Annotated in this window: 22 protein-coding genes; 11 read left to right on the plus strand and 11 right to left on the minus strand. The window is 74.5% G+C overall.

Going from position 1 to position 23,094, the window contains the following annotated elements; all coding sequences use genetic code 11:
* Positions 1-6: 6 nt before the first annotated feature.
* Positions 7-927, minus strand: a complete 921-nt coding sequence (locus KSK32_RS22395; RefSeq protein ID WP_216932970.1) for a proteasome assembly chaperone family protein — start codon at positions 925-927, stop codon at positions 7-9.
* A 392-nt stretch (positions 928-1,319) separates the two neighbouring features.
* On the opposite strand from KSK32_RS22395, the gene KSK32_RS22400 reads away from it, so the two are divergent.
* The 3 genes from KSK32_RS22400 (at position 1,320) to KSK32_RS22410 (ending at position 3,188) form a co-directional block, all read left to right on the plus strand.
* Positions 1,320-2,165: a peptidase M23 gene (locus KSK32_RS22400; protein WP_216932971.1), complete on the plus strand. Its 846-nt coding sequence runs from the start codon at positions 1,320-1,322 to the stop codon at positions 2,163-2,165.
* A 103-nt stretch (positions 2,166-2,268) separates the two neighbouring features.
* Positions 2,269-2,406, plus strand: a complete 138-nt coding sequence (locus tag KSK32_RS22405) for a hypothetical protein (protein ID WP_216936522.1) — start codon at positions 2,269-2,271, stop codon at positions 2,404-2,406.
* A gap of 38 nt (positions 2,407-2,444) precedes the next feature.
* Positions 2,445-3,188, plus strand: coding sequence for an EcsC family protein (locus KSK32_RS22410; RefSeq protein ID WP_216932972.1), 744 nt, complete (start codon positions 2,445-2,447; stop codon positions 3,186-3,188).
* Here KSK32_RS22410 and KSK32_RS22415 read toward each other — a convergent pair.
* Together KSK32_RS22415 and KSK32_RS22420 are read right to left on the minus strand one after the other, a co-directional pair.
* Positions 3,165-4,019, minus strand: a complete 855-nt coding sequence (locus tag KSK32_RS22415; RefSeq protein WP_216932973.1) for a GDSL-type esterase/lipase family protein — start codon at positions 4,017-4,019, stop codon at positions 3,165-3,167. The genes KSK32_RS22410 and KSK32_RS22415 overlap by 24 nt on opposite strands.
* 98 nt (positions 4,020-4,117) lie before the next feature.
* Positions 4,118-4,717, minus strand: coding sequence for an antibiotic biosynthesis monooxygenase (locus KSK32_RS22420; RefSeq protein WP_216932974.1), 600 nt, complete (start codon positions 4,715-4,717; stop codon positions 4,118-4,120).
* Between the two features lie 162 nt (positions 4,718-4,879).
* Here KSK32_RS22420 and KSK32_RS22425 point away from each other — a divergent pair, with 162 nt between their 5' ends.
* The 5 genes from KSK32_RS22425 to KSK32_RS22445 all read left to right on the plus strand — a co-directional run bounded on the left by KSK32_RS22425 (position 4,880) and on the right by KSK32_RS22445 (position 9,495).
* Complete coding sequence (locus KSK32_RS22425) at positions 4,880-5,143, plus strand: DUF6343 family protein (protein ID WP_216932975.1); 264 nt, start codon at positions 4,880-4,882, stop codon at positions 5,141-5,143.
* A 12-nt stretch (positions 5,144-5,155) separates the two neighbouring features.
* Positions 5,156-6,568, plus strand: coding sequence for an NADP-dependent succinic semialdehyde dehydrogenase (locus KSK32_RS22430; protein ID WP_216932976.1), 1,413 nt, complete (start codon positions 5,156-5,158; stop codon positions 6,566-6,568).
* Positions 6,569-6,657: 89 nt separating this feature from the next.
* On the plus strand, positions 6,658-7,623 hold the full coding sequence (locus KSK32_RS22435) for a TIGR03885 family FMN-dependent LLM class oxidoreductase (protein WP_216932977.1): 966 nt from the start codon (positions 6,658-6,660) through the stop codon (positions 7,621-7,623).
* 37 nt (positions 7,624-7,660) lie between these two features.
* On the plus strand, positions 7,661-9,241 hold the full coding sequence (locus tag KSK32_RS22440; protein ID WP_216932978.1) for a Na+/H+ antiporter: 1,581 nt from the start codon (positions 7,661-7,663) through the stop codon (positions 9,239-9,241).
* A complete protein-coding gene (locus KSK32_RS22445) occupies positions 9,238-9,495 on the plus strand; it encodes a UBP-type zinc finger domain-containing protein (protein WP_216932979.1) in 258 nt (85 codons plus the stop codon). The genes KSK32_RS22440 and KSK32_RS22445 overlap by 4 nt, the downstream gene beginning before the upstream one ends.
* Position 9,496: 1 nt before the next feature.
* Here KSK32_RS22445 and KSK32_RS22450 read toward each other — a convergent pair whose 3' ends face one another.
* The 3 genes from KSK32_RS22450 to KSK32_RS22460 form a co-directional block, all read right to left on the minus strand.
* A complete protein-coding gene (locus tag KSK32_RS22450) occupies positions 9,497-10,030 on the minus strand; it encodes a GNAT family N-acetyltransferase (protein ID WP_216932980.1) in 534 nt (177 codons plus the stop codon).
* Positions 10,031-10,053: 23 nt separating this feature from the next.
* Positions 10,054-11,337, minus strand: a complete 1,284-nt coding sequence (locus KSK32_RS22455) for an MFS transporter (RefSeq protein ID WP_216932981.1) — start codon at positions 11,335-11,337, stop codon at positions 10,054-10,056.
* Positions 11,338-11,468: 131 nt separating this feature from the next.
* Complete coding sequence (locus KSK32_RS22460) at positions 11,469-11,801, minus strand: hypothetical protein (RefSeq protein ID WP_216932982.1); 333 nt, start codon at positions 11,799-11,801, stop codon at positions 11,469-11,471.
* 737 nt (positions 11,802-12,538) lie between these two features.
* Here KSK32_RS22460 and KSK32_RS22465 point away from each other — a divergent pair.
* Complete coding sequence (locus KSK32_RS22465) at positions 12,539-13,069, plus strand: DinB family protein (protein WP_216932983.1); 531 nt, start codon at positions 12,539-12,541, stop codon at positions 13,067-13,069.
* 12 nt (positions 13,070-13,081) lie between these two features.
* Here the strand turns inward: KSK32_RS22465 and KSK32_RS22470 are convergent, their stop codons facing one another.
* Both KSK32_RS22470 and KSK32_RS22475 read right to left on the minus strand, forming a co-directional pair.
* A complete protein-coding gene (locus KSK32_RS22470; protein WP_216932984.1) occupies positions 13,082-13,402 on the minus strand; it encodes a multidrug efflux SMR transporter in 321 nt (106 codons plus the stop codon).
* A gap of 44 nt (positions 13,403-13,446) precedes the next feature.
* Positions 13,447-16,053 (minus strand): glycoside hydrolase family 9 protein, encoded by a 2,607-nt coding sequence (locus KSK32_RS22475; protein WP_216932985.1) that lies wholly within the window; start codon positions 16,051-16,053, stop codon positions 13,447-13,449.
* A 213-nt stretch (positions 16,054-16,266) separates the two neighbouring features.
* On the opposite strand from KSK32_RS22475, the gene KSK32_RS22480 reads away from it, so the two are divergent.
* The gene (locus KSK32_RS22480; RefSeq protein ID WP_216932986.1) at positions 16,267-16,992 is read left to right on the plus strand and encodes a PP2C family serine/threonine-protein phosphatase; all 726 of its coding nucleotides are present in this window, start codon (positions 16,267-16,269) and stop codon (positions 16,990-16,992) included.
* 3 nt (positions 16,993-16,995) lie between these two features.
* On the opposite strand, the gene hrpB is transcribed toward KSK32_RS22480, so the two are convergent.
* Entirely contained in the window at positions 16,996-19,503 is a 2,508-nt protein-coding gene (gene hrpB, locus KSK32_RS22485; RefSeq protein ID WP_216932987.1) for an ATP-dependent helicase HrpB, read from the minus strand.
* A gap of 135 nt (positions 19,504-19,638) precedes the next feature.
* Positions 19,639-20,460 (minus strand): SigB/SigF/SigG family RNA polymerase sigma factor, encoded by an 822-nt coding sequence (locus tag KSK32_RS22490; RefSeq protein ID WP_216932988.1) that lies wholly within the window; start codon positions 20,458-20,460, stop codon positions 19,639-19,641.
* Positions 20,461-20,793: 333 nt separating this feature from the next.
* Between KSK32_RS22490 and KSK32_RS22495 the strand changes: the two genes are divergently transcribed.
* Entirely contained in the window at positions 20,794-21,531 is a 738-nt protein-coding gene (locus KSK32_RS22495; protein ID WP_216932989.1) for a hypothetical protein, read from the plus strand.
* Here the strand turns inward: KSK32_RS22495 and KSK32_RS22500 are convergent.
* Positions 21,480-23,069 carry a phospholipase D-like domain-containing protein gene (locus KSK32_RS22500; protein WP_216932990.1) on the minus strand — a complete coding sequence of 530 codons (1,590 nt, stop codon included), beginning with the start codon at positions 23,067-23,069 and terminating at the stop codon, positions 21,480-21,482. The two genes, KSK32_RS22495 and KSK32_RS22500, sit on opposite strands and share 52 nt — an antisense overlap.
* Positions 23,070-23,094: the final 25 nt, after the last annotated feature.

The following is a 23,094-nucleotide window of genomic DNA, read 5'->3' on the forward strand; positions in this document are numbered from 1 at the left end:
CCCGCCTCAGCGCTCCGGGGTGTCGCCGGGGCGGGTCTGCTCGGCGAGGAAGCGTTCCAGCTCGGCGCCGAGTTCGTCGGCGGTGGGCAGCGGCCCGGTCTCGCCGGCGAGCAGGCTCTTCTCGCCCCGGCCACGGGCGAACGCGTCGTACTGCTCCTCCAGCGCCTGGACCAGCGTCGCCGCCTCCTCGGTCTGGGTGACCTGGCGGTCGATCTCCACCCGGACCGCCTCGGCGGCGGTCCGCAGCTCCTCGACGGGCAGCAGCAGGCCGGTGCTGCGGGACACGGCGGACAGCAGTGCCTCGGCGGCGGCCGGGTACTCGGCCTGGGCCACGTAGTGCGGCACGTGCGCGGCGAAGCCGAGGGCGTCGCGCCCCTGCTCGCCGAGGCGGTACTCGAGCAGGTGCCCGACGCCGGCCGGCACCTGCACCTTCTGCAACCACGGCTCGTGCCCGGCGATCAGTTCCTTACGGGTGGCGTGCGCGGTGACGCCGCTGGGCCGGGTGTGCGGCACCGCCATCGGGATCGAGTTGAGCCCGACGGTGAGCCGGACGTCGAGGCGGGCGCAGAGCCCGGCGACGGCGGCCACGAAACGCTCCCACTGCACGTCCGGCTCGGGGCCGGTGAGCAGCAGGAACGGGGTTTCGTCGTCGTCGTGCAGCAGGTGCAGCTCCAGCGCCGGGGCGTCGTAGGACTCCCAGTGGTCCTCGACGAACGTCATCACCGGGCGGCGGGAGCGGTAGTCGTAGACCTGGTCCACGTCGAAGCGGGCGATCACCCGGGCGTCGAGCGAGGTGAGGAGCTGTTCCCGGGCCAGCCGGGTGGCGTTGCCGGCGTCGACGAAGCCGGTGAGCGCCTGGATCAGCACCGGCTGGCCGAGCTCGGGCAGCTCGTCGGTGAGTTCGTAGAGCTCGTGTGGATCGAGCACCGGTGGGATCCTCCCTGTCGACGCGTACGGGGAGCGCCGAGCGTCCGGCCTCCCCGGTTCGGCCAACGTACCGGGGTGGGTGGTCCATTCCGTTACGGCCACGTCCGATGCCCGGATGATGATCACGATTCGGCTACGCCCCGGTCCGGCGGCCCATATCCCGATCGTCCGAACGGACGAGTTAGTCGATCATCGGGTGGGACCGGGAGGTCTGCGGCGTTCCTGCCCAGGCCGCTGCGCGCGCCGGCGCCCGGGCGATTGGTCCGGTATCCGAGGTCCGTGGTGCACCGCCCCGGGCTGGGGCGGCTCGTCCGGTCCGGACCGGCCGAAGTGTGGTGAGGGCCACCCTTTCGGCCTGGGTGATCCCGGTTTGCCCTGCCTAGCCTCGTCGGATGCGTAACGACGGCAACCTCGACGACCCGCTCGGCTCCGGCCGCACGGCTGACCGTTCGGACGATACTCCCTCCGCCAACCGGTTGGCCACACTCCGGGGACTGGTCCGGCGTACCCGCTTCTGGGCACCCACGAACGCCCGGCCCGGCCGGACGAAGCTGGCGGTCGCCACCGGCGCGGCCTGCTGCCTGGGCCTGGTCGGCGCCAGCCAGGCCGGCTTCGGCGCGCCGGACCGGGCCGCCGCCCCGGCGCCCTCGGCGGAGGTCGCCGAGCGCGCGGCGGTCGACCCGGCCTCCCGTGCCATGGCCCGGCCGAGCACCGCCCCCACCACCCCCAGCGCCAGCCCCTCCGTGACGGCCAGCCCGAAGGCGACCGCCAAGCCCAAGCCGAAGAAGACGGTCCGGCAGATCGTCCCGGTCGCCGGGCTGGACCGCACCCAGATGAACAACGCCAAGAAGATCGTGCAGGCCGGCAAGGAGATGGGCGTGCCGCGCCGCGCCCTGGTCATCGCGGTGGCGACCGCCATGCAGGAGAGCACCCTGCTCAACTACGCCAGCGGCGTGCTGCCCGAGTCGCAGAGCTACCCGCACCAGGCGATCGGCTGGGACCACGACTCGGTCGGGCTGTTCCAGCAGCGTCCGAGCAGCGGCTGGGGCACCGTCGAGCAGCTCATGGACCCCGAGTACGCGACCAAGGCGTTCCTGTCCGCGCTGGCGGAGATCCCCGGCTGGCAGAACCTCCCGCTCTCGGTGGCCGCGCAGGCGGTGCAGATCTCGGCGTTCCCGGACGCGTACGCCCAGCACGAGTGGCGGGCCGGCGAGGTGGTGGCCGAGATCCTGGGCTGACCCGGACGGGTGGTTGCCGAAGGGCCGATTCGGGTATCAGGGGCTTGCCGGTCCCAGGTACACATGAAGGGGACCGCGGGACGGGAGGACTCTCATGTCGCTGATGCAACGAATCACCGCCTTCCTGCGGTCGCCGCGGGGCCAGCAGTTGGTCGATCGCGGCCGGCGTGAGATGTCGAAGCCGGAGAACCAGGCCCGGCTGCGGCAGATCGCGTCCCGGCTGCAGTCGCGCCGGCGCTGACCCGCGTCACCCCGCCGCACGAGTCTCCGGAGCCCTTCGTGACCGACCCCGCCCCCGTCGACGGGGAGCCCAACGCCGTCCCCGCCGCCCCCGTCCCACCGGTGGAGGCGCCCGAGGCGCCACCGGCCAAGCTGTGGGACCGGATGCGGGACGACCCGCAGTACGCGCCGGAGCACCTCGCCCTGGAGGCGGTCCGCCGGCTCGGCCCGGAGGCCGCGCAGTGGGCCGCCCGGGAGCGGGCGCTGCGGCCGGACGCGCCGCCGGAGCAGCTCGCCGACCAGGCGGTCCGCAAGTTCGTCAACCACGCCCGGCTCTCCGGCGCGGTGTCCGGCGCGGCCGGGCTGCCCGGCGCGGTGATCGACGTGGGCGTGCTGGCCTGGACCCAGGCCCGGCTGGTGCTGCACGTCGCGGCCGCCTACGGCGCCGACCCGACGCACCCCGACCGGGCCACCGACCTGCTGGTGCTCCAGCGGGTGCACAAGGTCGCCGAGACGGCCCGTCTCGCGCTGGGGGTGGCCGCAGGGCGGGAGCGGGCCGGGGCGTTGTTCGGCTCCGCCGGTGACCGGGCGCTGGGCCGGGTGATGCTCCAGCTCGGCGTCCGGCTGGCCCGGATGGCCGGGGTGCGCGCCGCCAAACGGATGTTCGCCAAGGTCGTGCCGGGCGCGGCGATCGTGCTCGGCACCTGGGCGAACTCGTCGGCCACGAAGGAACTGGCCGACCGCACCCGCGCCCTCTACCGCGCCGCCGGTCCCCGGCAGCTACCGGGTCCGCGCCGGCCCTGACCAGCCGGAGGCGTTCCAGGCCACCTCGGCCAGCCGGCCCTGCCCGGCCGCGTTCGGGTGGAACCAGTCCAGCGCGTTCACCTGGTCCAGGGTGAAGCGGTGGCGGTGCACCGCGCCGCCGTCCCAGCGGCAGCGTGACCCGTACGCCCGGCAGGCGGCGCGCAGCTGCCCGTCGTACGCCTCGATCCGGTCCCTGACGCGGGCCCGGCGGGCGACAGCGGCGGGCGCGGCCGAGGTGGCGTCGGCGAGCAGCGACGGGCAGACGCCCCGCGACCAGGCCCGCACGGCGCGGGGTTCGGTGTGCCCGACCTGCCAGAGCCGGTACAGGTCCGGGATGCTGACCACCAGCACCCGGGCCTTCGGCCGGCCCTCGCGCAGCACCGCCAGGGCCGCGTCGACCTGGTCGCGGAACGTCGCGACAGGCGTCATGTCGCCGACGTCGCCCCGGCAGGCGTCGTTCGCGCCGATCAGCACGGTGACCAGGTCGGCCTGGTCGCGGACCGCCGACCGGGCCTGGCCGGCCAGCGCGGACGCGCGAGCCCCGGGCACCGCCCGGTTGGACGCCCGCAGCCCCGGCGCGTCGGCGCGCAGCCGCCGGTAGAGGCTCTCCACCCGCAGGCCGTCCCCGGTCGACCAGGAGTTGCGTTCGCAGCTCACCAGCACCAGGCAGGAGCCGTAGCCGCTGGTGACCGAGTCGCCGAGCGCGGCCAGCACCCGGGGTTCGCCGGGGCGGGGTGTGCCGGACGGCCGGGGCGACGCCTCGCCGGAGCCGTCACAGGCGAGCGCGACGAGCGCCGCCAGGCAGGCCAGCGCGGCGGTCCAGCGTCTCATCGGTCCCCCGTCCGGCGGCGGCAACGGGCGCGTCGACCCTATGCCGCGGCGGGGCCCCGGCGGCGGTTCTGTCGGCTATCGGCATCGACCACAGTCGTTCACATCTGTCGTGTCGGCGCAGGCCGGCCGTGCAGCCACCGGTGCAGCGCCCGGGTGATCCGGGGCAGCACCAGATAGGTCATCAGCGGGGTGAGCACGAGCGTCATCAGCAGCGTCCGCCCGGCCAGCGGCACACCGGCGAGGAACCGGGTGGTCAGCAGCGTGGCGGCCAGGCTGAGCGGGAAGAACGCCAGCCAGATCGTGACCGCCTGCTTCCAGCGCGGCGGCGCGGCCGGCTCGGGCTCGGGCTCGCCGAACGTCTCGACCACGTGGTCCACCGGCGGGTCGAACCACCCCTCGATGCCGGTGCGCCGTTCCACCCGGGTGTGCTCGACGATGCCCTGCGCCGAGCCGAGCCACCAGCGCCGCTGCGGCGAGTCCTCCCAGTCGCGCAGCGTGTCCGCGTCGGCGAAGCGGTACATCACGTGCCACTCGCCGGAATCGGGGGCGCTGCGGACGAAACCGGCGCCGAGGAAGCCCGGGAAGCTCTCCGCGAGCGCCGTTCCCGCCCGCATCCACGCCACCACCTCGTCGGTACGCGCCGGGTCGGCGCGCCGGGACACGGCGACGGTCACGGGTACGGCCTGCGTCGTGGTCATGCCATCCTCTCCACCGTCCGCGGGATCTCCGCCGGTACCGGCGCACCGATGTAACGCACCCGCCCGCCGGGAGCATCCGGCGGCTGCCCGCCGGGTGTCCCGGATCACCGGTGTTCCCGCGCCGGCCGGTTATCCCCGCCCGTGCCGGGGTAGCCCCCAGGAATGACCCGATCACAGCCCCGCCGCGCCCGCGGCACGGTCGGCCACGCCAACAGCGCCCTGAACCTGCGGCTCGCGCTCGCCACGTTCGGTCTGGTCGTGATGACCGTCTTCGCGGTGCTCGCGTTCGGCGCGGAGATCGTCTGGCTGGGTGTCGTGTGCGTGCTGCTCGCCGTGGTGGCGGTGGTCGACCTGGTCGTGATCCAGCGCCGCCGCGCCGCGCGCCGCCGGGAGGAGCCGGGCGTGCGGCACTCGCTGTTCGAGTGACAGGAGTACGACATGCCCATCGCCACCACCAATCCCGCCACCGGACAGGTGCTCAAGACGTACGAGGCGATGTCGGACGAGCAGATCGACGCCGCCATCGAGCGGGCCGACCTCGCCTTCCGCCAGTTGCGCGACACCACCATCGCGCAGCGGGCCCGGTGGCTCACCGCCGCCGCCGACCTGCTCGACGCCGAGCGCGACGAGACGGCCCGGCTGATGACCACCGAGATGGGCAAGACGTACGCCGCCGCGAAGGCCGAGGTCACCAAGTGTGCGACCGCCTGCCGCTTCTACGCCGAGAACGCGCCCCGGATGCTCGCCGACGAGCCGGCCGACGCCGCCGCGGTCAAGGCGAAGCGGGCGTACGTGCGCTACCAGCCGATCGGCCCGGTGCTCGCGGTGATGCCGTGGAACTTCCCCCTGTGGCAGGTGATGCGGTTCGCCGCCCCGGCCCTGATGGCCGGCAACACCGGCCTGCTCAAGCACGCGTCGAACGTGCCGCAGACCGCGCTCTACCTGGAGGACCTGTTCCGCCGGGCTGGTTTCCCCGAGGGCGCGTTCACCACGCTGCTGGTCGGCTCCGACGCGGTCGACCGGATCCTCAGCGACCCCCGCGTCCGCGCCGCCACGCTCACCGGCAGCGAGCCGGCGGGCCGGTCCATCGCCCAGATCGCCGGCCGGGAGATCAAGAAGACGGTGCTGGAGCTGGGCGGCAGCGACCCGTTCGTGGTGATGCCCTCGGCCGACCTGGACGCCGCCGCCGAGGTCGCCACCACCGCCCGCTGCCAGAACAACGGGCAGTCCTGCATCGCCGCGAAGCGGTTCATCGTGCACACCGACGTGTTCGACGCGTTCGCCGAGAAGTTCGCCGCCCGGATGGCGGCGCTGCGCGTCGGCGACCCGATGGACGACGGCACCGACGTCGGCCCGCTGGCCAGCGAGCGGGGCCGCGACGAGGTCCACGCCCAGGTCAGCGACGCGGCGGACCAGGGCGCGACGGTGCTCTGCGGCGGCGAGAAGCCGGCCGGGGACGGCTGGTACTACCCGCCGACCGTGGTCACCGACCTGCGCCCGGAGATGCGGATGTGGGCCGAGGAGGTGTTCGGGCCGGTCGCCGGGCTCTACCGGGTCGGCTCGTACGACGAGGCGATCGCCGTCGCCAACGGCACCAGCTTCGGCCTCGGCTCCAACGCCTGGACCAACGACCCGGCCGAGCAGGAGCGCTTCGCCGTCGACCTGGACGCGGGCAACGTGTTCATCAATGGCATGACCACGTCCTATCCGGAGCTGCCGTTCGGCGGTGTGAAGAACTCCGGGTACGGCCGCGAGCTGTCCGCCGCCGGCATGCGCGAGTTCTGCAACACCAAGACCGTGTGGATCGGTGCGGGCGAGGCCGGCGCGGGCGCCGGCGCGCACTCCGAGTAGAGGTGTTAACAGGGGGCCCTTCCTCTACCGGAGGCGTTAAGAAGGGGCCCCTGCTTACATCCGGACCGGGGTGGGTAGGACTGGCGACCATGACGGCGTTCGGCTTCCACGCATCCCACGAGCAGATCCACCCGGCCCGGCTGCTGGAGGCGGTGATCCACGCCGAACGCGCCGGGTTCGACGCGGCCATGTGCTCCGACCACTTCTCGCCGTGGAGCGAGCGGCAGGGCCAGTCCGGGTTCGCCTGGTCCTGGCTCGGCGCCGCGCTCCAGGCCACGAACCTGTCCTTCGGCGTGGTGAACGCGCCCGGCCAGCGTTACCACCCGGCCGTCATCGCGCAGGCCATCGGCACGCTCGGCGCCATGTACCCGGGCCGGTTCTGGGCCGCGCTGGGCACCGGGGAGGCGTCGAACGAGCACATCACCGGTCAGGGCTGGCCGCGCAAGGACGTCCGTAGTGCCCGGCTGCGCGAGTGCGTGGACGTGATCCGGGCGCTGCTGGCCGGCGAGGAGGTCAGCCACGACGGCCTCGTCACGGTGGACCGGGCGAAGCTGTGGACCCGGCCGGAGGAGCCGCCCGCGCTGGTCGGCGCCGCCGTCAGCGTCGCCACCGCGCGCTGGTGCGCCGAGTGGGCGGACGGGCTGATCACCGTCAACGCGCCGGTGGAGCACCTGCGGCGGATGATCGACGCCTACCGGGACGCGGGCGGGCGCGGCCCGCTGCACCTCCAGGTGCACGTGAGCTGGGCGCCCGAGCAGGAGCAGGCCGAGGCGATCGCGTACGAGCAGTGGCGCAGCAACGTGTTCGCGCCGCCGGTCTGCTGGGATCTGGAGACCCCCGAGCACTTCGACGTGGCGAGCGCCACCGTGCCGATGTCCAAGGTCGCCGAGTCCGTGAACGTCTCCGCCGACCTGGGCCGGCACACCGGCTGGCTGGAGGAGTACGTGGCGCTGGGCTTCGACCAGATCGCCCTGCACCACGTCGGGCAGGAGCAGCGCGCGTTCATCGACACGTTCGGCACCGGGGTGCTGCCGAAGCTGCGCTCCGCCGCCTGATCACACTCCGGCCCTCCGGCGCCTAGGCTCGTCGTTCGTGGATGCTCTGTTCGAGGTCGTGGTCTTCCTGGCCATCGCGACCTTCGGTGCGGCGCTGGCCCGCCGGCTCGGCCTGCTGGCGCCGATCCTGCTGGTCGTGCTCGGCCTCGCGTTGTCCTTCCTGCCGTTCTTCCCGCACGTGCGGCTGGACCCGGACCTGGTGCTGGTGGGCATCCTGCCGCCGCTGCTCTACGTGGCGGCGCTGGAGACGTCGGTGCCGGCGTTCCGGCTCAACCTACGGCCGATCCTGCTGCTCGCGGTCGGGCTGGTCATCTTCACCGCGTTCGTCGTGGGCACCGTCGTGCACTTGTTCCTGCCCGAGCTGCCGTACGCGATCTGCCTGGCGCTCGGCGCGGTGGTGGCACCGCCGGACGCGGTCGCCGCCACCGCCGTGGCCCGGCGCGTCGGCCTGCCCCGGCGGGTCGTCACCATCCTGGAGGGCGAGAGCCTGGTCAACGACGCCACCGCGCTGGTGCTGCTGCGGGTGGCCATCGTCGCGGCGACCGCCACCACGGGCGGCGTCGGCGCCGGCTACGTGGCCCGGGAGGTGGTCGTCGCGGCCGGCGGCGGCATCCTGGTCGGCCTGCTGGGCGTGGTGGTCTTCGGCTACCTGCACAAGCGCACCACCGACCCGGTGCTGGACAACGCGCTGTCGCTGATCGTGCCCTTCGCCGTGGTGTTCGCCGCCGAGGAGATCCACGCTTCCGGCGTGGTCGCGGTGGTGGTGACCGGCCTCGGCATCGGGCACAGACTGCCCACGCTGCTGTCGGCCGCCTCCCGGCTCCAGGTGACCGCGTTCTGGCGGCTGATCCGGTTCCTCCTCGAAGGACTGGTGTTCCTGCTGGTCGGCCTGCAACTGCCGGAGGTGGTCCGTGACCTCGACGAGCCGTTCGGATCGCTGGCGGCGATCACCGCGGCGGTGCTGGCCGCGGTCTTCCTGGCCCGGTTCGTCTGGGTGTTCCCGGCCACCTACCTGGCCCGGCTCGTGCCCCGGATCCGCCGGCGCGACCCGGCGCCGCCGGTGCAGTTCCCGGTCGTCATCGGCTGGGCCGGCATGCGGGGCGTGGTGACGCTGGCCGCCGCGCTGGGCCTGCCGCTCACCCTCGCCGACGACGCGCCGTACCCGCGCGGGTTGCTCATCTGGCTGGCCTTCGCGGTGATCGTCGCGACGCTGGTCGGGCAGGGCGCCACGCTGCCCTGGGTGGCCCGGCGGCTGCGGCTGCCCCCGGACGACCCGGTGCAGGACGCGCTGTCCGCCGCCGGAGTGCAGCAGCGGGCCAGCCGGGCGGCCCGGGACCGGCTCGACGAACTGGCCGCCGGCGCGCCGGCGGCGGTGGTGGAACGCCTGCGCGGGCTGACCACCTCCCGCGCGAACCTGGCCTGGGAACGGCTCGGCGGCACCGCACGGGAAACCCCCTCCCAGGCGTACGCGCGCCTGCGGCAGGAGATGATCGACGCGGAGCGGGAGGTGTTCCGGGCCGCCCGCGACTCCGGGCAGATCCCGGAGAAGGTGCTCACCCGCGCCTATCGTGATCTGGATCTGGAGGAGTCCATGCTGCGACAGGAGGCCGTCGAATGAGCTGCCGCCACCTGGCCGAGGCGGGCACGGCCGAGCCGGACACCACGACCGAGTGCCCCGACTGCGTGGCCATCGGCAACCCGGACTGGGTGCACCTGCGTGCCTGCCTGGCCTGCGGGCACGTGGGCTGCTGCGACTCCTCGCAGTACCAGCACGCGACGAAGCACTTCGAGTCCACCGGGCACCCGGTGATGCGGTCGGTCCAGCCGGGGGAGTCGTGGCGCTGGTGCTTCGAGGACGAGGAGATCGGCTGACTCAGCCGAGCCGGCGCTCCAGCACCTGCCCGGTCCACGTCGGGCGGCCCGGCCGCTCCACGACGAACGGCTCGGTGGCGGTGAACCCGCAGCGCTCGTAGAACCGCACGAGCGCCCGGTCCGGGCTGCGGAAGCAGTCCACCCGCAGCAGGCCGACGCGGCGTTCGCGGGCCAGGTCCGCCGCGTACGCCAGCAGCCGCGCCCCGACCCCGCGCCCCGCGTATGCCCGGTCGGTGACCAGCAGGTTCACGTACAGCTCCGGCTCGGTGGCCGGCGGCACGTACTCGGTCGCCGCGCCCACCACCAGCGCGCCCACCACAGTCGCGTCGATCTCGGCGAGGTGCAGGCCGTCACCGGCCGCCCACGCGTCGGCCTGGGCGATGCGGCGCGGGTCGATCGACGCCGGCTCGGCGCCCCACTGGTCGGTACGCCCGCGTTCGGCCAGCCAGGCGGTGGCGCTGTCGAGCAGCCGCAGCAGCGTGGGGGCGTCGCCGGGTCCACCCGGGCGGATGGTGATGCTCTGCCGGTCGGTCATCCCGCCATGCTGCTACACCGGGCTCAGCCGGGCACCCCGGCGGGTCGTGCCTCCGGCACCGGCCGGTCCGCGACCGCCCGGCGGGCCAGCGCCGGGGCGGCCAGCCCGGCGGTGACGAAGATCCCGCCGAGCACCAGCCAGCCGGCCGGACCGCCGCCGAGCACCAGCAGTGTGAGCAGGCCTCGGCCGAGCGCCTGGGCCAGCCCGGCCAGCAGGCCGTCCGCGCCCTGGTAGGCGCCGATCGCACCAGGCGGGGCCAGGTCGTAGGCGAGGCCCGCCCCGGCCGCGCTGTGCCACAGGTCGCCCACCGTCCACACCGCCGTGGCGGCGAGCAGCAGGACGACCGCCGGGAGCACCGGCAGGACGCCGGTCACGGCGTACAGGGGAGCCGCCGCCGCGAGCACCAGCCCGGCCCGGCGCAGCTTCCGGGCAGCCGGGGCGGCACGCTCCGCGCCCCGGCTCAGCCGCACCGCGAGCAGCACGGTGAGGACTGTGTTGACGAGCAGCACCGCCGAGACCACCGGTGGCGGTGCGCCGGTCCGGTCCACCGTCCAGAGCGGCACGACGAGCACGAGCACCGTGACGTGCGTGCTCAGCACCGCCGACGTGCCGCTCACCGCGAGGAACCGTCCGTCCCGCAGCGGCCCGCCGGGCCTTCGCCGTCCGCCGCGCCGCAGCGTGTCCGGCGTGCGTCGCGTGCCCGGCGTGCGTCGCGTGCCGCCGGCGGCCGGTTGCGGCGGCAGGCGCAGCAGCAGCGCCGCCGAGAGCAGGTAGGTGGCCGCGTTGCCGACGATCAGCACCTGGTACGCCCGGTGCGTGTCCACGGCGAGCGCGATCCCGGCCAGCGCGGTACCGACGGTGATGCCCAGGTTCGCCACCGCCCTTAGCGTGGCGAAGGCGTGCACCCGGCCGTCCGGGCCGCCCACGGCCGCGACGAGCGCCGCCCGTACCGCCAGGTTGCCGGCCGCGAGCAGCGCCTCCGGCACCGCCACCGCCAGGAACGCCGGGAACGAGCCCACCAGCAGGTACGCGAGCGCGGCGACCGCCTGACCCACCTGGAGGACGGCCCGGAGCGTACGCGGATCCCACCGGTCGGCCAGCCCGCCCAGCGGCACGCTCGCGCTCAGCCCGGCCAGCCCGGCGACTGTGAGCCCGGCGCCCACCGAGGTGGCCGAGAGGCCCACGTCCCGGGTCAGGTAGAGCGCCCCGCCCGCCAGCCACAGCCCCGCGCCGACGGTGTTCACAAGCGTGGCGTACGCGAGGGTGCGCAGCGGCCCGGGCGGCGGGAGCGGCGAGACGCGTCCCATCAGCGAGGTCCGGCGAGGGCCATGCGATCGACGCTAGGCGTGGGCCGGCCGTCGCGGCGCCCCGGAACCGGCGACGCCTGTCACACCCGAGGGCTCGGCCGGAAGGCATGTCGTTCGCGGGCGGTCTCCCGTCACGGGGTGCGTCCGGGAGCCGCCACCTCGGCGAGGCGTTCCGTCGCCACGCAGGAGATGAGGCAGCGCTCCTTGGCGTCGCCGAGCAGCCGTGCGGTCCAGTCGGTGAAGCCGCCGTCACCGATCTCCCATTCGCCGTCGCGGACCGTGACCCGAAGCGCCGCACCCCGGTAGTAGCCGCGACCGCGTTGCCGCTCGGGCTCGTCGTGCAGCGGAACCGGCCCGTCACCGAGCATCGGACGGACCGTGTCGGCGAGCCGGTCGCTGACGATCTCGTCCAGGACCGTGACGTGCAGCCGAGGTGCTGCGGCCGGAACCAGGTCGGCCAGCACTGCACGCCAAACGGAAGTGGGCCGAGGCGCCAGGGCCGAAGTCCTGCGCCCGCAGCACCCTGTGCGTCGCGGCCAGGTGCACCTCGTCGGCCCGGCCGCGCCGCGCCGCAGCTTCCACCGCCAGCGCGTTCGTCGGGTCGCTGACCACCTCCGTGCCGCGCACCGCGGAGACGATGCGGTGCTGGCGGACCGGTGCGACGGCGGCGCAGGTGCCGAGTGGCGCCACCGGCGACAACTCCACCCCGGCCACATCCGGCGGCAACAACGACCAGATCCGCCCCTCCACCCGGGACAGGGCACGGGGGTCGGCCGCGGACGGCCGGACGAACCGGTCCTCACGCCAGCGCCGCAACACCTGCGCCGGACGGACCGCCCCGGCGCGGTCGCGGGCCACGCCGAGGAGCAGCGTTCGCAGGTCCGCCGACGGGAGCGCGGCGAGCGCATCGCGGCTACCGGCTGGCATTGCCGCCCACACCCGACGTTCCGCATCGCTGCCCACGAGGGTCACGGTCGCGCACGTGCCGGTGCGAGTCCACCGGATTCTCGTAAGCGGGGTGACGCGCGGTCGGCAGGTACCGCGGGAAGGATGAGTTCTGATCGTTATGCCTCTCAGTCATAAATATGCCTGAGAGGCATAACGCCGGTGAGGCAACTCTTCTGTTCCGGGGCGACACGCCGCTCCCGGGAGGCGCGTTAACCCGGTCGACCGGGGGCGCGGGCCGTGCCACGATCGCGCGGTGCCCGCCTCTGTGACCGCCCTGCTGCGCCGGCAGTTCGACCTGACCTGGGCGCTCGCCGAGTACCACCTCGACCGGCTGGAGCCGGCGGACTTCCTCTGGGAGCCGGCCGCGCTCTGCTGGACGATGCGCCAGGGCCCGGACGGCGGATGGCGTCCCGACTGGGCCGACACCGAGCCGGACCCGGTCCCGGCGCCCACCGTCGCCTGGCTGACCTGGCACATCGGCTGGTGGTGGTCGGTCGCCGCCGACCACGTGCGGCAGCGGCCGGCCCGGGACCGCGACGACATCCGGTGGCCCGGGCCGGGCAACGACACGGTCGCCTGGCTGCGGGAGCTGCGGGCGGAGTGGACGGACGCGCTGGACGGGCTGACCGGGGCCGGCCTGGACCGGCCGGCCGCGTACCCCTGGCCCGCCGACGCGGGGCTCACCGCCGCGGACCTGGCCGCGTGGGTGAACGCCGAGCTGATGAAGAACGTGGCCGAGATCGGGCAGCTCCGGCTGCTGCGCGCGGCGGGGCGGCCGGGCTGAGCCGGGCCGCGCTCAGTGCGCGCCGCCGAGGTTGAGCACCACCACCCCGGCGATGACGAGTCCCGCCCCGACCACCTTCGTCACGCTCAGCGGTTCACCCAGGAACGCCGCGCCGATCGCCATGATGGCGGCGGTGCCGAGGCCGGACCAGGCCGCGTACGCGACGCCGACCGGGATGTCCTTCACCGCGAGCGAGAGCAGCCCGAACGCGGACAGGTACGCCACGGCGAGGCCGAGGGTGGGCCAGAGCCGGGTGAAGCCGTCGGTGGCCTTGAGCAGACTGGTGCCGATCACCTCGGCGGTGATCGCGCCGAGCAGGAACAGGTACGCCATCGCAGGACCGTACCCGGTCCTGCGATGGCGTCCGGTCAGCTCGGTCAGGAGACCGTGCAGGCCTTGCCGTTCAGGGTGACCAGCCCGGGATCCGGATTGGGGAACCGGGAGGCGGTCCCGTTGAAGCCGAACGTGGTGGACGCGCCCGGCGCCAGCTTCGCGTTCCAGGACAGGTTCTTCGCGGTGACCGTGGCGCCGCTCTGGCCGAGCTGCGCCGACCAGGCGTGGCCCACCTTCTGGTCGCCGAGGAAGGCCCAGCGCAGGCTCCACCCGTTCACCGCCGTCGTGCCGGTGTTGCGCACCGTCATCTGCGTGGTGAAGCCGGACGGCCAGCTCCCGTGCGTGGTGTAGGTGACCGCGCAGGACGGCGCCGGCACCGCGCCGGCGTCACCCTGGTCGGCCAGGAACGACGCGAGCCACGCCAGCGCCGAGTTCCAGTTGATCGCCACCTCGTTCGTCGCGTACGAGTTGATGTCGTCGATGTAGCAGAACATCGGCGCGCATCCGGCGAGCAGGTTCGCCGCGAACGGGTCCTGGAGCGCGGCGTTCGGGCCACCGGCGAGCGAGCCGGCCGGCGGGCGCGGCAGTTCCGGGTCCAGCTGGTGGCCGAAGATCCGGCTGTGCTGGTTGCGGGCGTGCTGCTCGCCCCACCCGGTCACGTACGACATGTTCAGCGCGTTGCGGCCGAACAGGTAGTCGGCGGCCTGCACCGCGCCGTCCCGGTACTTCGCGTCCCGGCTCAGGTCGAACGCGGTCGCCAGCACGATCGCGTTGTTGACCAGGTTGCTGTTGCTGCCCCAGACGTAGGCGTCGGCGCTGCCCGGGAACGGCAGCCCGTACGCCTGGCCGGCGATCGTGGCCAGGTAGCGGTCGGCGGCGGCGGTGATCGACTCGCGGACGCGCGTCTTCTCCCCGGCCGGCAGCGTGTTCGGCACGGTGGCCAGGTCCAGGCGGCCCAGCGCGGCGACGCTCTGCCAGCCGAACGCTCCACCGGCGGCGAACACGTCGGCGGTGTGCAGCGGCGAGCCGGTGACGTCGGCCAGGTACGCCTTGTCGCCGGTGGTCAGCCACAGCTCGGCCGCGGCCCAGTAGAACTCGTCGGTGACGTTCGTGTCGTCGTACGCGCCGCCGCCGGTGCTGTCGCTGGCCGGGGCGTAGATCGCCGGGTTCGCCTCGGCCGCCGCGTACGCGGTCTTCGCTGCGGTGCCGCAGCGCGCGGCGAACGCGGCGTCGTACGGGGCGTACAGGCGCTGGCACTGCGCCGCGACGGCGGCCAGGTTCAGCGTGGCGGCGGTGGACGGCGCGTGCAGCTCGCGCGGCTGCGGGTCGTCCTCGGGCTGCAGCGGCAGGCCGGTCCAGTTCCGGTCGTGGATCTTGTGGTGGACCATCCCGGCCAGCGGCTTGCCGGCCGGCACCTGCATGCGCAGCAGGAACTCCAGCTCCCAGCGGGCCTCGTCGAGCACGTCCGGCACGTCGTTGCCGCGCTCGGGCAGCCGCAGCGTGGAGTCGCCCAGGGCGGCGCCGCCGTCGGCGGTCTCGGCGGTCTTGGTCCGCTCGAAGGTGCTCAGCAGCTGGTAGGCGGCGATGCCGCCGTTGACGACGTACTTGCCGTGGTCACCCGCGTCGTACCAGCCGCCGCGCACGTCCAACGAGTAGTCGCAGACGCCGGCCTGGCACGGCACGTCGGTGTCGCCCTGGTTCGGCGCGACGCCGAGGTGGCCGGCCGGGCGGGCGTACTCCTCGCCGATCAGGTCGCCGTCGATGGCGATGCCACTGCGCTGGGCGTAGAAGAACTGGAGCGAGTCGGCGCGCAGCCGGTCGTAGAGCGCGCCGGAGATGTCGAACGGGTGACTGGTCTCGCCGTCCACTGTCAACGTGTAGCCGGTGCCCGGCGTGCGGTACGCGGAGAAGTCGGCGGTCTGCACGTTCTGCGCGGAGGCGGCGTCGGTGCCGCGCGGCGTGGTCTGCCCGCTGGCGACCACGGTGCCGGCGGCGGACTTGAGCTGCCACGGCAGGGCCTCGGTGGCCTCGGTGACGACAGTCGCGTGCTTGGGCCCGCCGGGCAGGTAGCCGACCTGGTTGACCCGGACCCGGGGCCCGGTGTCCGGCTCGTACGGCGGTGCTGGCTCCCCGCCGCGCAGCGATACGTTGTCCAGGCAGAACGTCTGCGCCTGGGCGCTGCCGCCGACCTGGAAGATGAGCTGGGCGGTGGGGTTGTCGGCCGGGGAGGTGAACGTGGTGGTGACGCGCTGCGCGGTGCCGGTGGCTGTCGCGTCGACACTGGCGTACGTGGTGTAGGGGGCGCTGCCGAGCTGGAGCACCGCCTTGACGGCCGCGCCGGGGGTCGCGGAGACGTCGAAGGACAGTTCGTACTCGGCGCCCTGGGTCAGCGGCACCGCGTCCTGGCCGATGCCGGCGTCCCACGGGTTGGCGGTGCCCGCCGCCACGGAGGTGCAGAGGCGGCCGTCGACGACCGCGAGGTCGCCGGTGCCGTACGAGAACCAGGGTGAGACACCGGCGCTGAAGTCGCCGTTGCGGAGTTGTTCGGGGGCGTCCGGCGGCACCTCGGCGCTCGCCGGGCCGGCGGTGAGGCCGGTGAGCGCCAGCGTGGTGGCCGCGAGCGCGGCGAGCCGACGACGGGATCGGGTCACGGATGTTCCTTCCGTGCTCGGGGGTGGTGGGGGAGACCGGAAGCTGGGAGCGCTCCCAATATCAGCCCGATGTTTCCACCGCGTTCCGCCCCTGTCAATCGATCCGGCCCGATGAGGGCTGCGCGCCCGCGCGCGGCGGGATTCGGCGCGCCACGTACGATGTCAGTGATCTCCTAGAGACATCCGAGCCCTCGACCTGGCAGGCTGCGACCCATGACCCTGAAGCTTCGTTCCGTCGGAGCGAGCGACCGTGGGCTGATCCGCAGCGGCAACCAGGACGCACAGCACGCCGGCGCCTGGCTCGTCGCGGTCGCCGACGGCATGGGCGGCATGGCGGCCGGCGACCTGGCCAGCCGCATCGCCATCGACGCGATCGCCCCGCTGGACGTGGAGACGCCGGAGGACGCCCTCGTCGCCGCGCTCCAGGGCGGGATCGAACTGGCCACCGTGCGGATCCGCCAGGCCGTGGAGGAGGATCCGGAACGCCAGGGCATGGGCACGACGCTCACCGCGCTGCTGTTCGCCCGCACCGGCAGCTGCCTCGCGCTGGCGCACGTCGGCGACTCCCGGGCCTATCTCTACCGGGAGGGCGTGCTCAAGCAGGTCACCCGCGACGACACGTTCGTGCAGATGCTCGTCGACCAGGGCGTCATCACGGCCGAGCAGGCCAGCAGCCACCCCCGCCGGGCGGTGGTGACCCAGGCGTTGCAGGGCGACGAGGTCTCCCCGTCGTACGCCACGATGGTGCCCCGGGCCGGTGACCGCTGGTTGCTGTGCAGCGACGGCCTCTCCAACGTGGTCCGCGCGGACACGCTCACCGAAGTGCTCAGCGAGCAGCCGGAACGCGACGCCTGCGCGGCCCGGCTGATCGACCTGGCACTACGGGCCGGCGGCCCGGACAACATCACCGTCGTGATCGCCGACGTGGTCGAGGAGTAGCAGTCACCGCCGGCGCGGCGCCGCCCGCCGGGTCGGCTCGGCGGTGGTCGGATCCTCCGGCCAGGGATGGCGCGGGTAGCGTCCGCGCAGCTCCGCCCGCACCTGCGGATATCCGGTGCGCCAGAACGACGCCAGGTCGGCGGTGACCGCCGCCGGCCGTCCGGCGGGGGAGAGCAGGTGCAGCAGCACCGGCACCCGCCCGTCGGCGATGCGCGGCACGTCCCGCCAGCCGAACGTCTCCTGGAGCTTGACCGCCAGCACCGGGGCGGCCGGGTCGGCGTAGTCGACCCGGATCCGCGACCCGCTGGGCACCGCTACCCGTTCCGGGGCCAGCTCGTCCAGCCGCGCCGCCTGCCGCCAGTCCAGCAGCCGCCGCAGCGCCGCCGCCACGTCCACCCGGTGCAGGTCGGCCCGGCGCCGGGCGCGGGCCAGCTCCGGGCCCAGCCATTCCCCGGCGCGGGCGAGCAGCGCCGCGTCGGAGACGTCCGGCCAGCCGTCGCCGAGCGCCTGGCGGCAGAACGCCAGCCGGCGGCGCAGCCCGGTCGCCTCCGGGGTCCAGCGCAGCAGTCCCGGCCCCTCCTGCCGCAGCCCGTCCAGCAGCGCCGCCGCGACCAGCTCCGGGTCCGGCGCGGTGAGCGGCCGGTCGGCCAGTTCGACAGCGCCGAGCCGGACCACCTCGCGAGCCACCACGTCCCCGCCGGACCAGGCCACCTCCCGTGCGGCGTCCAGCAGCGCCGCCCCGGCCTCCCGGGCGGTCGCCTCGTCGATCGGCGCGGCCAGCCGCACCCGGGCGGCGGGCGCGCCGGGGGAGCGGTCGGCCACCGCGACGGCCAGCCACGCCGCTCCGGCCAGCCCCGACCCGGGCGCCAGCTCCGCGGCGGTCCCGCCGGCCATCAGGTACGCGGACCCGCCCGGCCGCCGCGCCCGGGCCAGCCGTTCCGGGTACGCCAGCCCGGCGAGCAGCCCCGCGGCCAGATCGTCCGGCAGACGCTCCCGCTCGTCCGCGCCGTCGGTGGGCAGAGCGGCGCGCAGGCGGCGTACCTCGGTGCGCCAGCGCGCGGTGGCGGCCGGGTCGGCGCCGTCACGCAGCCGCCGCCAGCGGGCGGGCAGGTCGTCTCCCGTCCCGCCCAGCGTGTCCTCGCCGAGGATCGCCACCACCTGGGCGGTCCGCTCGGCGCCCACCCGGACAGCGCCGTCCAGCAGCGCCCGTGCCAGCCGGGGATGCGTGCCGGCCGCCGCGACCGCCCGCCCCCGCGCGGTGATCCGGCCGTCGTGGTCCACCGCGCCGAGTGTGGTCAGCGTCTCCCGCGCCACTGTGAGCGCGGCCGGCGGCGGCGGGTCGGGCAGCGCCAGCCCGGCGCCGTCCGGTGTGCCCCAGGCTGCCAGCTCCAGCGCGAACCCGGTCAGGTCGGCAGTGGCGATCTCCGGTTCGGGCTGCGGGGCGAGCCGCGCGTGCGTCGCCTCCGACCAGCAGCGGTAGACCGCGCCGGGCGCCTGTCGTCCGGCCCGGCCGGCGCGCTGGGTGGCGCCCGCCCGCGACACCGGCACGGTCACCAGCGCGCCCAGCCCTCGGGCCAGGTCGGTGCGGGGCACCCGGCTCAGTCCGGCGTCCACCACCACCCGTACGCCGGGGACGGTCAGGCTGCTCTCCGCCACCGCTGTCGCGAGCACCACGCGCCGCCCGGCGGCCGGGGTGAGCGCCGCGTCCTGGGCGGGCCCCGGCAGCCGTCCGTGCAACGGCAGCACCGCGACCTCGCGCAGGCCGGCCAGGCGGCCCGCGACGGCGGCGATCTCACCCGCGCCGGGCAGGAAGACGAGCACGTCGCCGTCGCGTTCGCGCAGCGCCCGGCGCACGGTGGCGGCCACGTGGTCGAGCAGCGCCGGATCGACCCGCCCGGCGCCGGGCGGCGTCACCGGGCGCGGCGGTGGTGCCCACACCCGCTCGACCGGGTGCAGCGCTGCCTCGACGCGTACCACGGGGGCGGGACCGCCGGTGCCGAGCAGCGCGGCGAAGCGGTCCGTCCGCGGAGTGGCCGACATCGCCAGCAGCCACAGGTCCGGGCGCAGCGTCGCGCGGGCCTCGACGCTGAACGCCAGCGCCAGGTCGGCGTCGAGGTGCCGTTCGTGGCACTCGTCGAGCAGGACCGCGCCCACGCCCGGCAGCTCCGGGTCGTGGTGCAGGCGGCGGACCAGCAGGCCGGTGGTCACCACCTCGACCCGGGTACGTGGTCCGGCCCGGCGCTCGCCGCGCACCGCGTACCCGATCCGGTCGCCGACCCGCTCGCCGAGCAGGGCGGCCATCCGGTGCGCGGCGGCGCGGGCGGCGACCCGCCGTGGCTGGGCGATCACCACGCGGCCGGTGACCGCGTCGGCGACGGCGAGCGGCGCGGTGGTGGTCTTGCCGGTACCCGGCGGCGCCACCAGGACGGCGGCGCCGCGCTCGCGCAGCGCGCCGACGAGCGCCGGCAGGACCGGGCGCACCGGCAGGTCGAGCGGGATGTCGGCGAGCACCGGCCCACTCTCGCACCGCGCCGCCGGACGGTCCGCGTCACCCCCCGGGACGTGGAACGGCCCGGCCGGCGCACCGCCGACCGGGCCGGGTGGGCCGCCGCGCCCGGTCCGCCGACCCGGCCGCCGCCCTCCTTGCTAGTACGTTCCGTCGAGCTGCCCGCGCAGCTTGGTGAGGGCCCGGGCCAGGAGCCGGGACACGTGCATCTGCGAGACGCCGATCTGCTCGGCGATCTGCGACTGGGTCAGGTTGCCGTAGAAGCGCAGCGTGAGGATCTTCTGCTCGCGCTGGTCGAGCGTGGCGAGCGCCGGGCTGAGGGCCACCCGCATCTCGGCCAGCTCGAACTCGCCGTCCTCGCCGCCGAGCAGGTCGCCCAGCTCGGTGGCCCGCTCGCCGTCGCCGGTCGGGGTGGACAGCGACACCGCGTTGTACGCGCGGGCGCCCTCCAGGCCCTCCAGCACCTCCTCCTCGGTGAGCTTGAGGTGGGCGGCGATGTCGGCGACAGTCGGCGAGCGGCCGAGCGTCTGGAGCAACGTGCTGTTGGCGTCGGAGATCGCCAGGCGCAGCTCCTGGAGCCGGCGGGGCACCCGGATGTCCCAGGTGCGGTCGCGGAAGTGGCGCTTCAGCTCGCCGATGATGGTGGGGATGGCGTAGCCGGCGAAGTCGACGCCGCGCGACGGGTCGAACTTGTCGATCGCCTTGATCAGGCCGATCGCGGCAGTCTGCGCCAGGTCGTCGTTGGGCTCGCCCCGGCCGCTGTAGCGGTGGGCCAGGTGGTTCGCCAGCGGCAGCCACGCCTCGATGGCGCGGTCGCGCAGCGCCGGCCGCGACGGGTGGTCGGCGGGCAGCGCGGCCATCGCCGCGAGCAGGTCGGCGGCGCTGTCGGTGAGCGAGCGGGGGTCGAGCTTCGCGGAGGCGGCCGGCGTGGTCGCCGGGGCGCTGATCGTGGGAGCGGTCATTACTGGTCCTCCCTGCACCTCGTCCACGGAAGAAAAAAGACGTGACGCTCAGGTTTAGATGTCGGTCGTACGTTCGGAAGTCACCATAGCCCGATCGTCCTGCGGAAATCTAGCCGAAAGTACGATGTACTTAAGGTGTAAGCAGCCAGAAAAAACGTGAGCCGGTTGATATCGCGCTCGGCGGGGTGGCGAATGACGCTGACCGGTCGGCCCGGGTCGTACCCCGACCGGTCAACGTGGAATCCGACAGGTGGGCGAAGTGTCGCCTTTCTGTCGTTGTCCCGCCGACGGGACCGCCCGTAGCGTCCGTAGCGACACGTCAACGGAGGCACCGTGCTGGATCCCGCCGCGCCACAACTCGTCATCAACGCCCGGACACTGCTGTTCAGCTGGCTCCCGGCGGACCCCGGCGCGGTCGACACACTGCTGCCCGCGGGCCTGCGCCCGCACCCGCAGCGACAGGTCTTCGTCAACCAGTACGTGGTCGACGACGAGACGCAGACCTCGGGCTTCGGGGCGTACTCGCTGACCTACCTGGGAGTCTCACTGGCGGACATGGACCCGCCCGACGGCGAGACGCCGGGCGGCTGGTGGACGCACTACCTCGCCTCCAGCGAGCGGGTCCGGCGGTACGCCGCCGCACGGGGCGTACCGGCCGCGATTGGAGAGACCCGCCTCGACCTGCGGGGCGACCAGCTCATCGCCGAGACCCGGGCCGCCGACGGCACGCTGTTGATCCGGGTCACCGCCCGGGTCGGGCACACCGGCACCGAGGCGCACTACGGCCACCACCGCTACCTCACCCGCCACGACGGCGAGCTGATCGTCACCGACTACCCGTACGTGGCGGAGCCGGTGTCACCGTTCGAGGTCGAGTCGGTGGAGTTCCCGGTGCCGGAGCACCCGGTCCACGCGCTGCGGCCGGCCAACCCGCTGCACGTCTGCTGGGGCTTCTACTCGCCGCGGGTCTCGTTCGCGTACCCGGCCCGCCCGGACGTGCCGCACGAGGTGGCGGACCTTCACCAGGTGCCGGCCCGCCGGGCCCGTAGCGGCCTGCCGTCCGGGTCGTAGACCAGCCGGTACGCGGGCAGCGCCCAGAGCCGCGTATGCCAGGGCAGCCGCGCCGGGCGGTGCGGCCGCAACCGGCCCGGCGGACGGGGACCGGCCCGGCCCCCGGCGTGCCAGCCGTCCAGCTCGTCGGCCGCCGCGGTGATCGCCGCCACCGCGTCCGCCGGGTCCAGCAGGTCGTCGTCCTGCGCGCCGCCGGGATCGCGGTCCAGGTGCTCGCGCCACAGCCGCAGCCGCAGGTCGCGGGCGAACACCCGGGCGCCGTCGCCCAGCCCGGCCGGGTCGACCGGCGCCCGTTCGTCGCGGGTGTCGTCGAGCACCGCGCAGGACAGCTCGCTGTCGTGCGTCCAGGACCGGCGGTTGAAGTTGTCGCTGCCCACGCTGGCCCAGACGTCGTCCACCACGCAGACCTTGGCGTGCACGTACACCGGCGTGCCGTCGTGGTTCTCCACGTCGAAGACGTGCACCCGCTCCGGCGCGGCCCGGTGGCACAGCGACAGCGCCTGCTCCCGGCCGACCATGTTCGGCGGCAGCGCGAGCCGGCCGTCCACGTCGGGGTGCCGGGGCACGACCGCCACCAGGTGCAGGTCCGGATGCTCGTGCAGTGCCTGCGCGAACAACTCCGCCACCTCGGTCGACCAGAGGTACTGGTCCTCCAGGTAGATCAGCCGCCGGGCCCGGCGTACCGCCTTGGTGTAGCCGCGGGCCACCGTGCGCTCGCCGTCCGGGGCGAAGGAGTAGCGGGGCCGCACCGCCGGGTAGGTGCGCAGCACCTGCACGTGGTGCGGCCCGCAGGGCGGCGGGTCGGCGGGTTGCTCGGGCAGCGGGTCCGGGCGCAGGTCGGAGCCGCGCAGCCGGTCCCGCAGGTACGCCAGCGGGTTCTCCGAGTCCAGCGGCATCGGATCGGTCCACCGCTCCCGGAACGTGGTGTCGAGCGCGCCGACCACCGGCCCGCGCACCGCGAGCTGCACGTCGTGCCAGGGCGGGGTGGGGCCGTACCGGGGAGACATGCCGACCGGCTGCGGGTCGCCGGCGTGGCTCGCGTCGTCGCGGCGGCTGTGGCACAGGTCGATGCCCCCGGCGAACGCGATGTCGCGGCGCGGGTCGCCGGGACGGCGCAGCACCACCAGCTTCTGGTGGTGCGAGCCGCCGCGCCGGACCCGCTGGTCGAGCAGCACCTCGCCGCCGGCCGCGCAGATCGCCTCGCTGAGGTCGCGGTTCTCCGCCTCGCTGTAGGAGAGCGTGTCGAGGTGGGAGCGCCAGATCAGGCCCTTGACGATCACCCCGCGCTGGGCGGCCTGGGCGAACAACTGCGCCACCGTCGGGCCGTCGGGGCGCATCCGCTCGTCCGGGTCACCCCGCCAGTCGGTGAAGAACAGGTGGTCACCCGCCGACAGCGACTCCACCTCGCTGACCAGGCGGTCGAAGTACGCGGCACCGTGAATCAGCGGCTCGGCGAGGTTTCCATCGGTCCAGACGGGTAACTCAGATGCCGGGTTGGCGCGTTCCTGTGCGGTGAGGAACCAGTCCCGCAGAGTCACGCTTCACCCCCGAGGTCGACGACGT

This window comes from Micromonospora sp. WMMB482 (assembly GCF_019038635.1).
GTDB lineage: Bacteria > Actinomycetota > Actinomycetes > Mycobacteriales > Micromonosporaceae > Micromonospora > Micromonospora marina.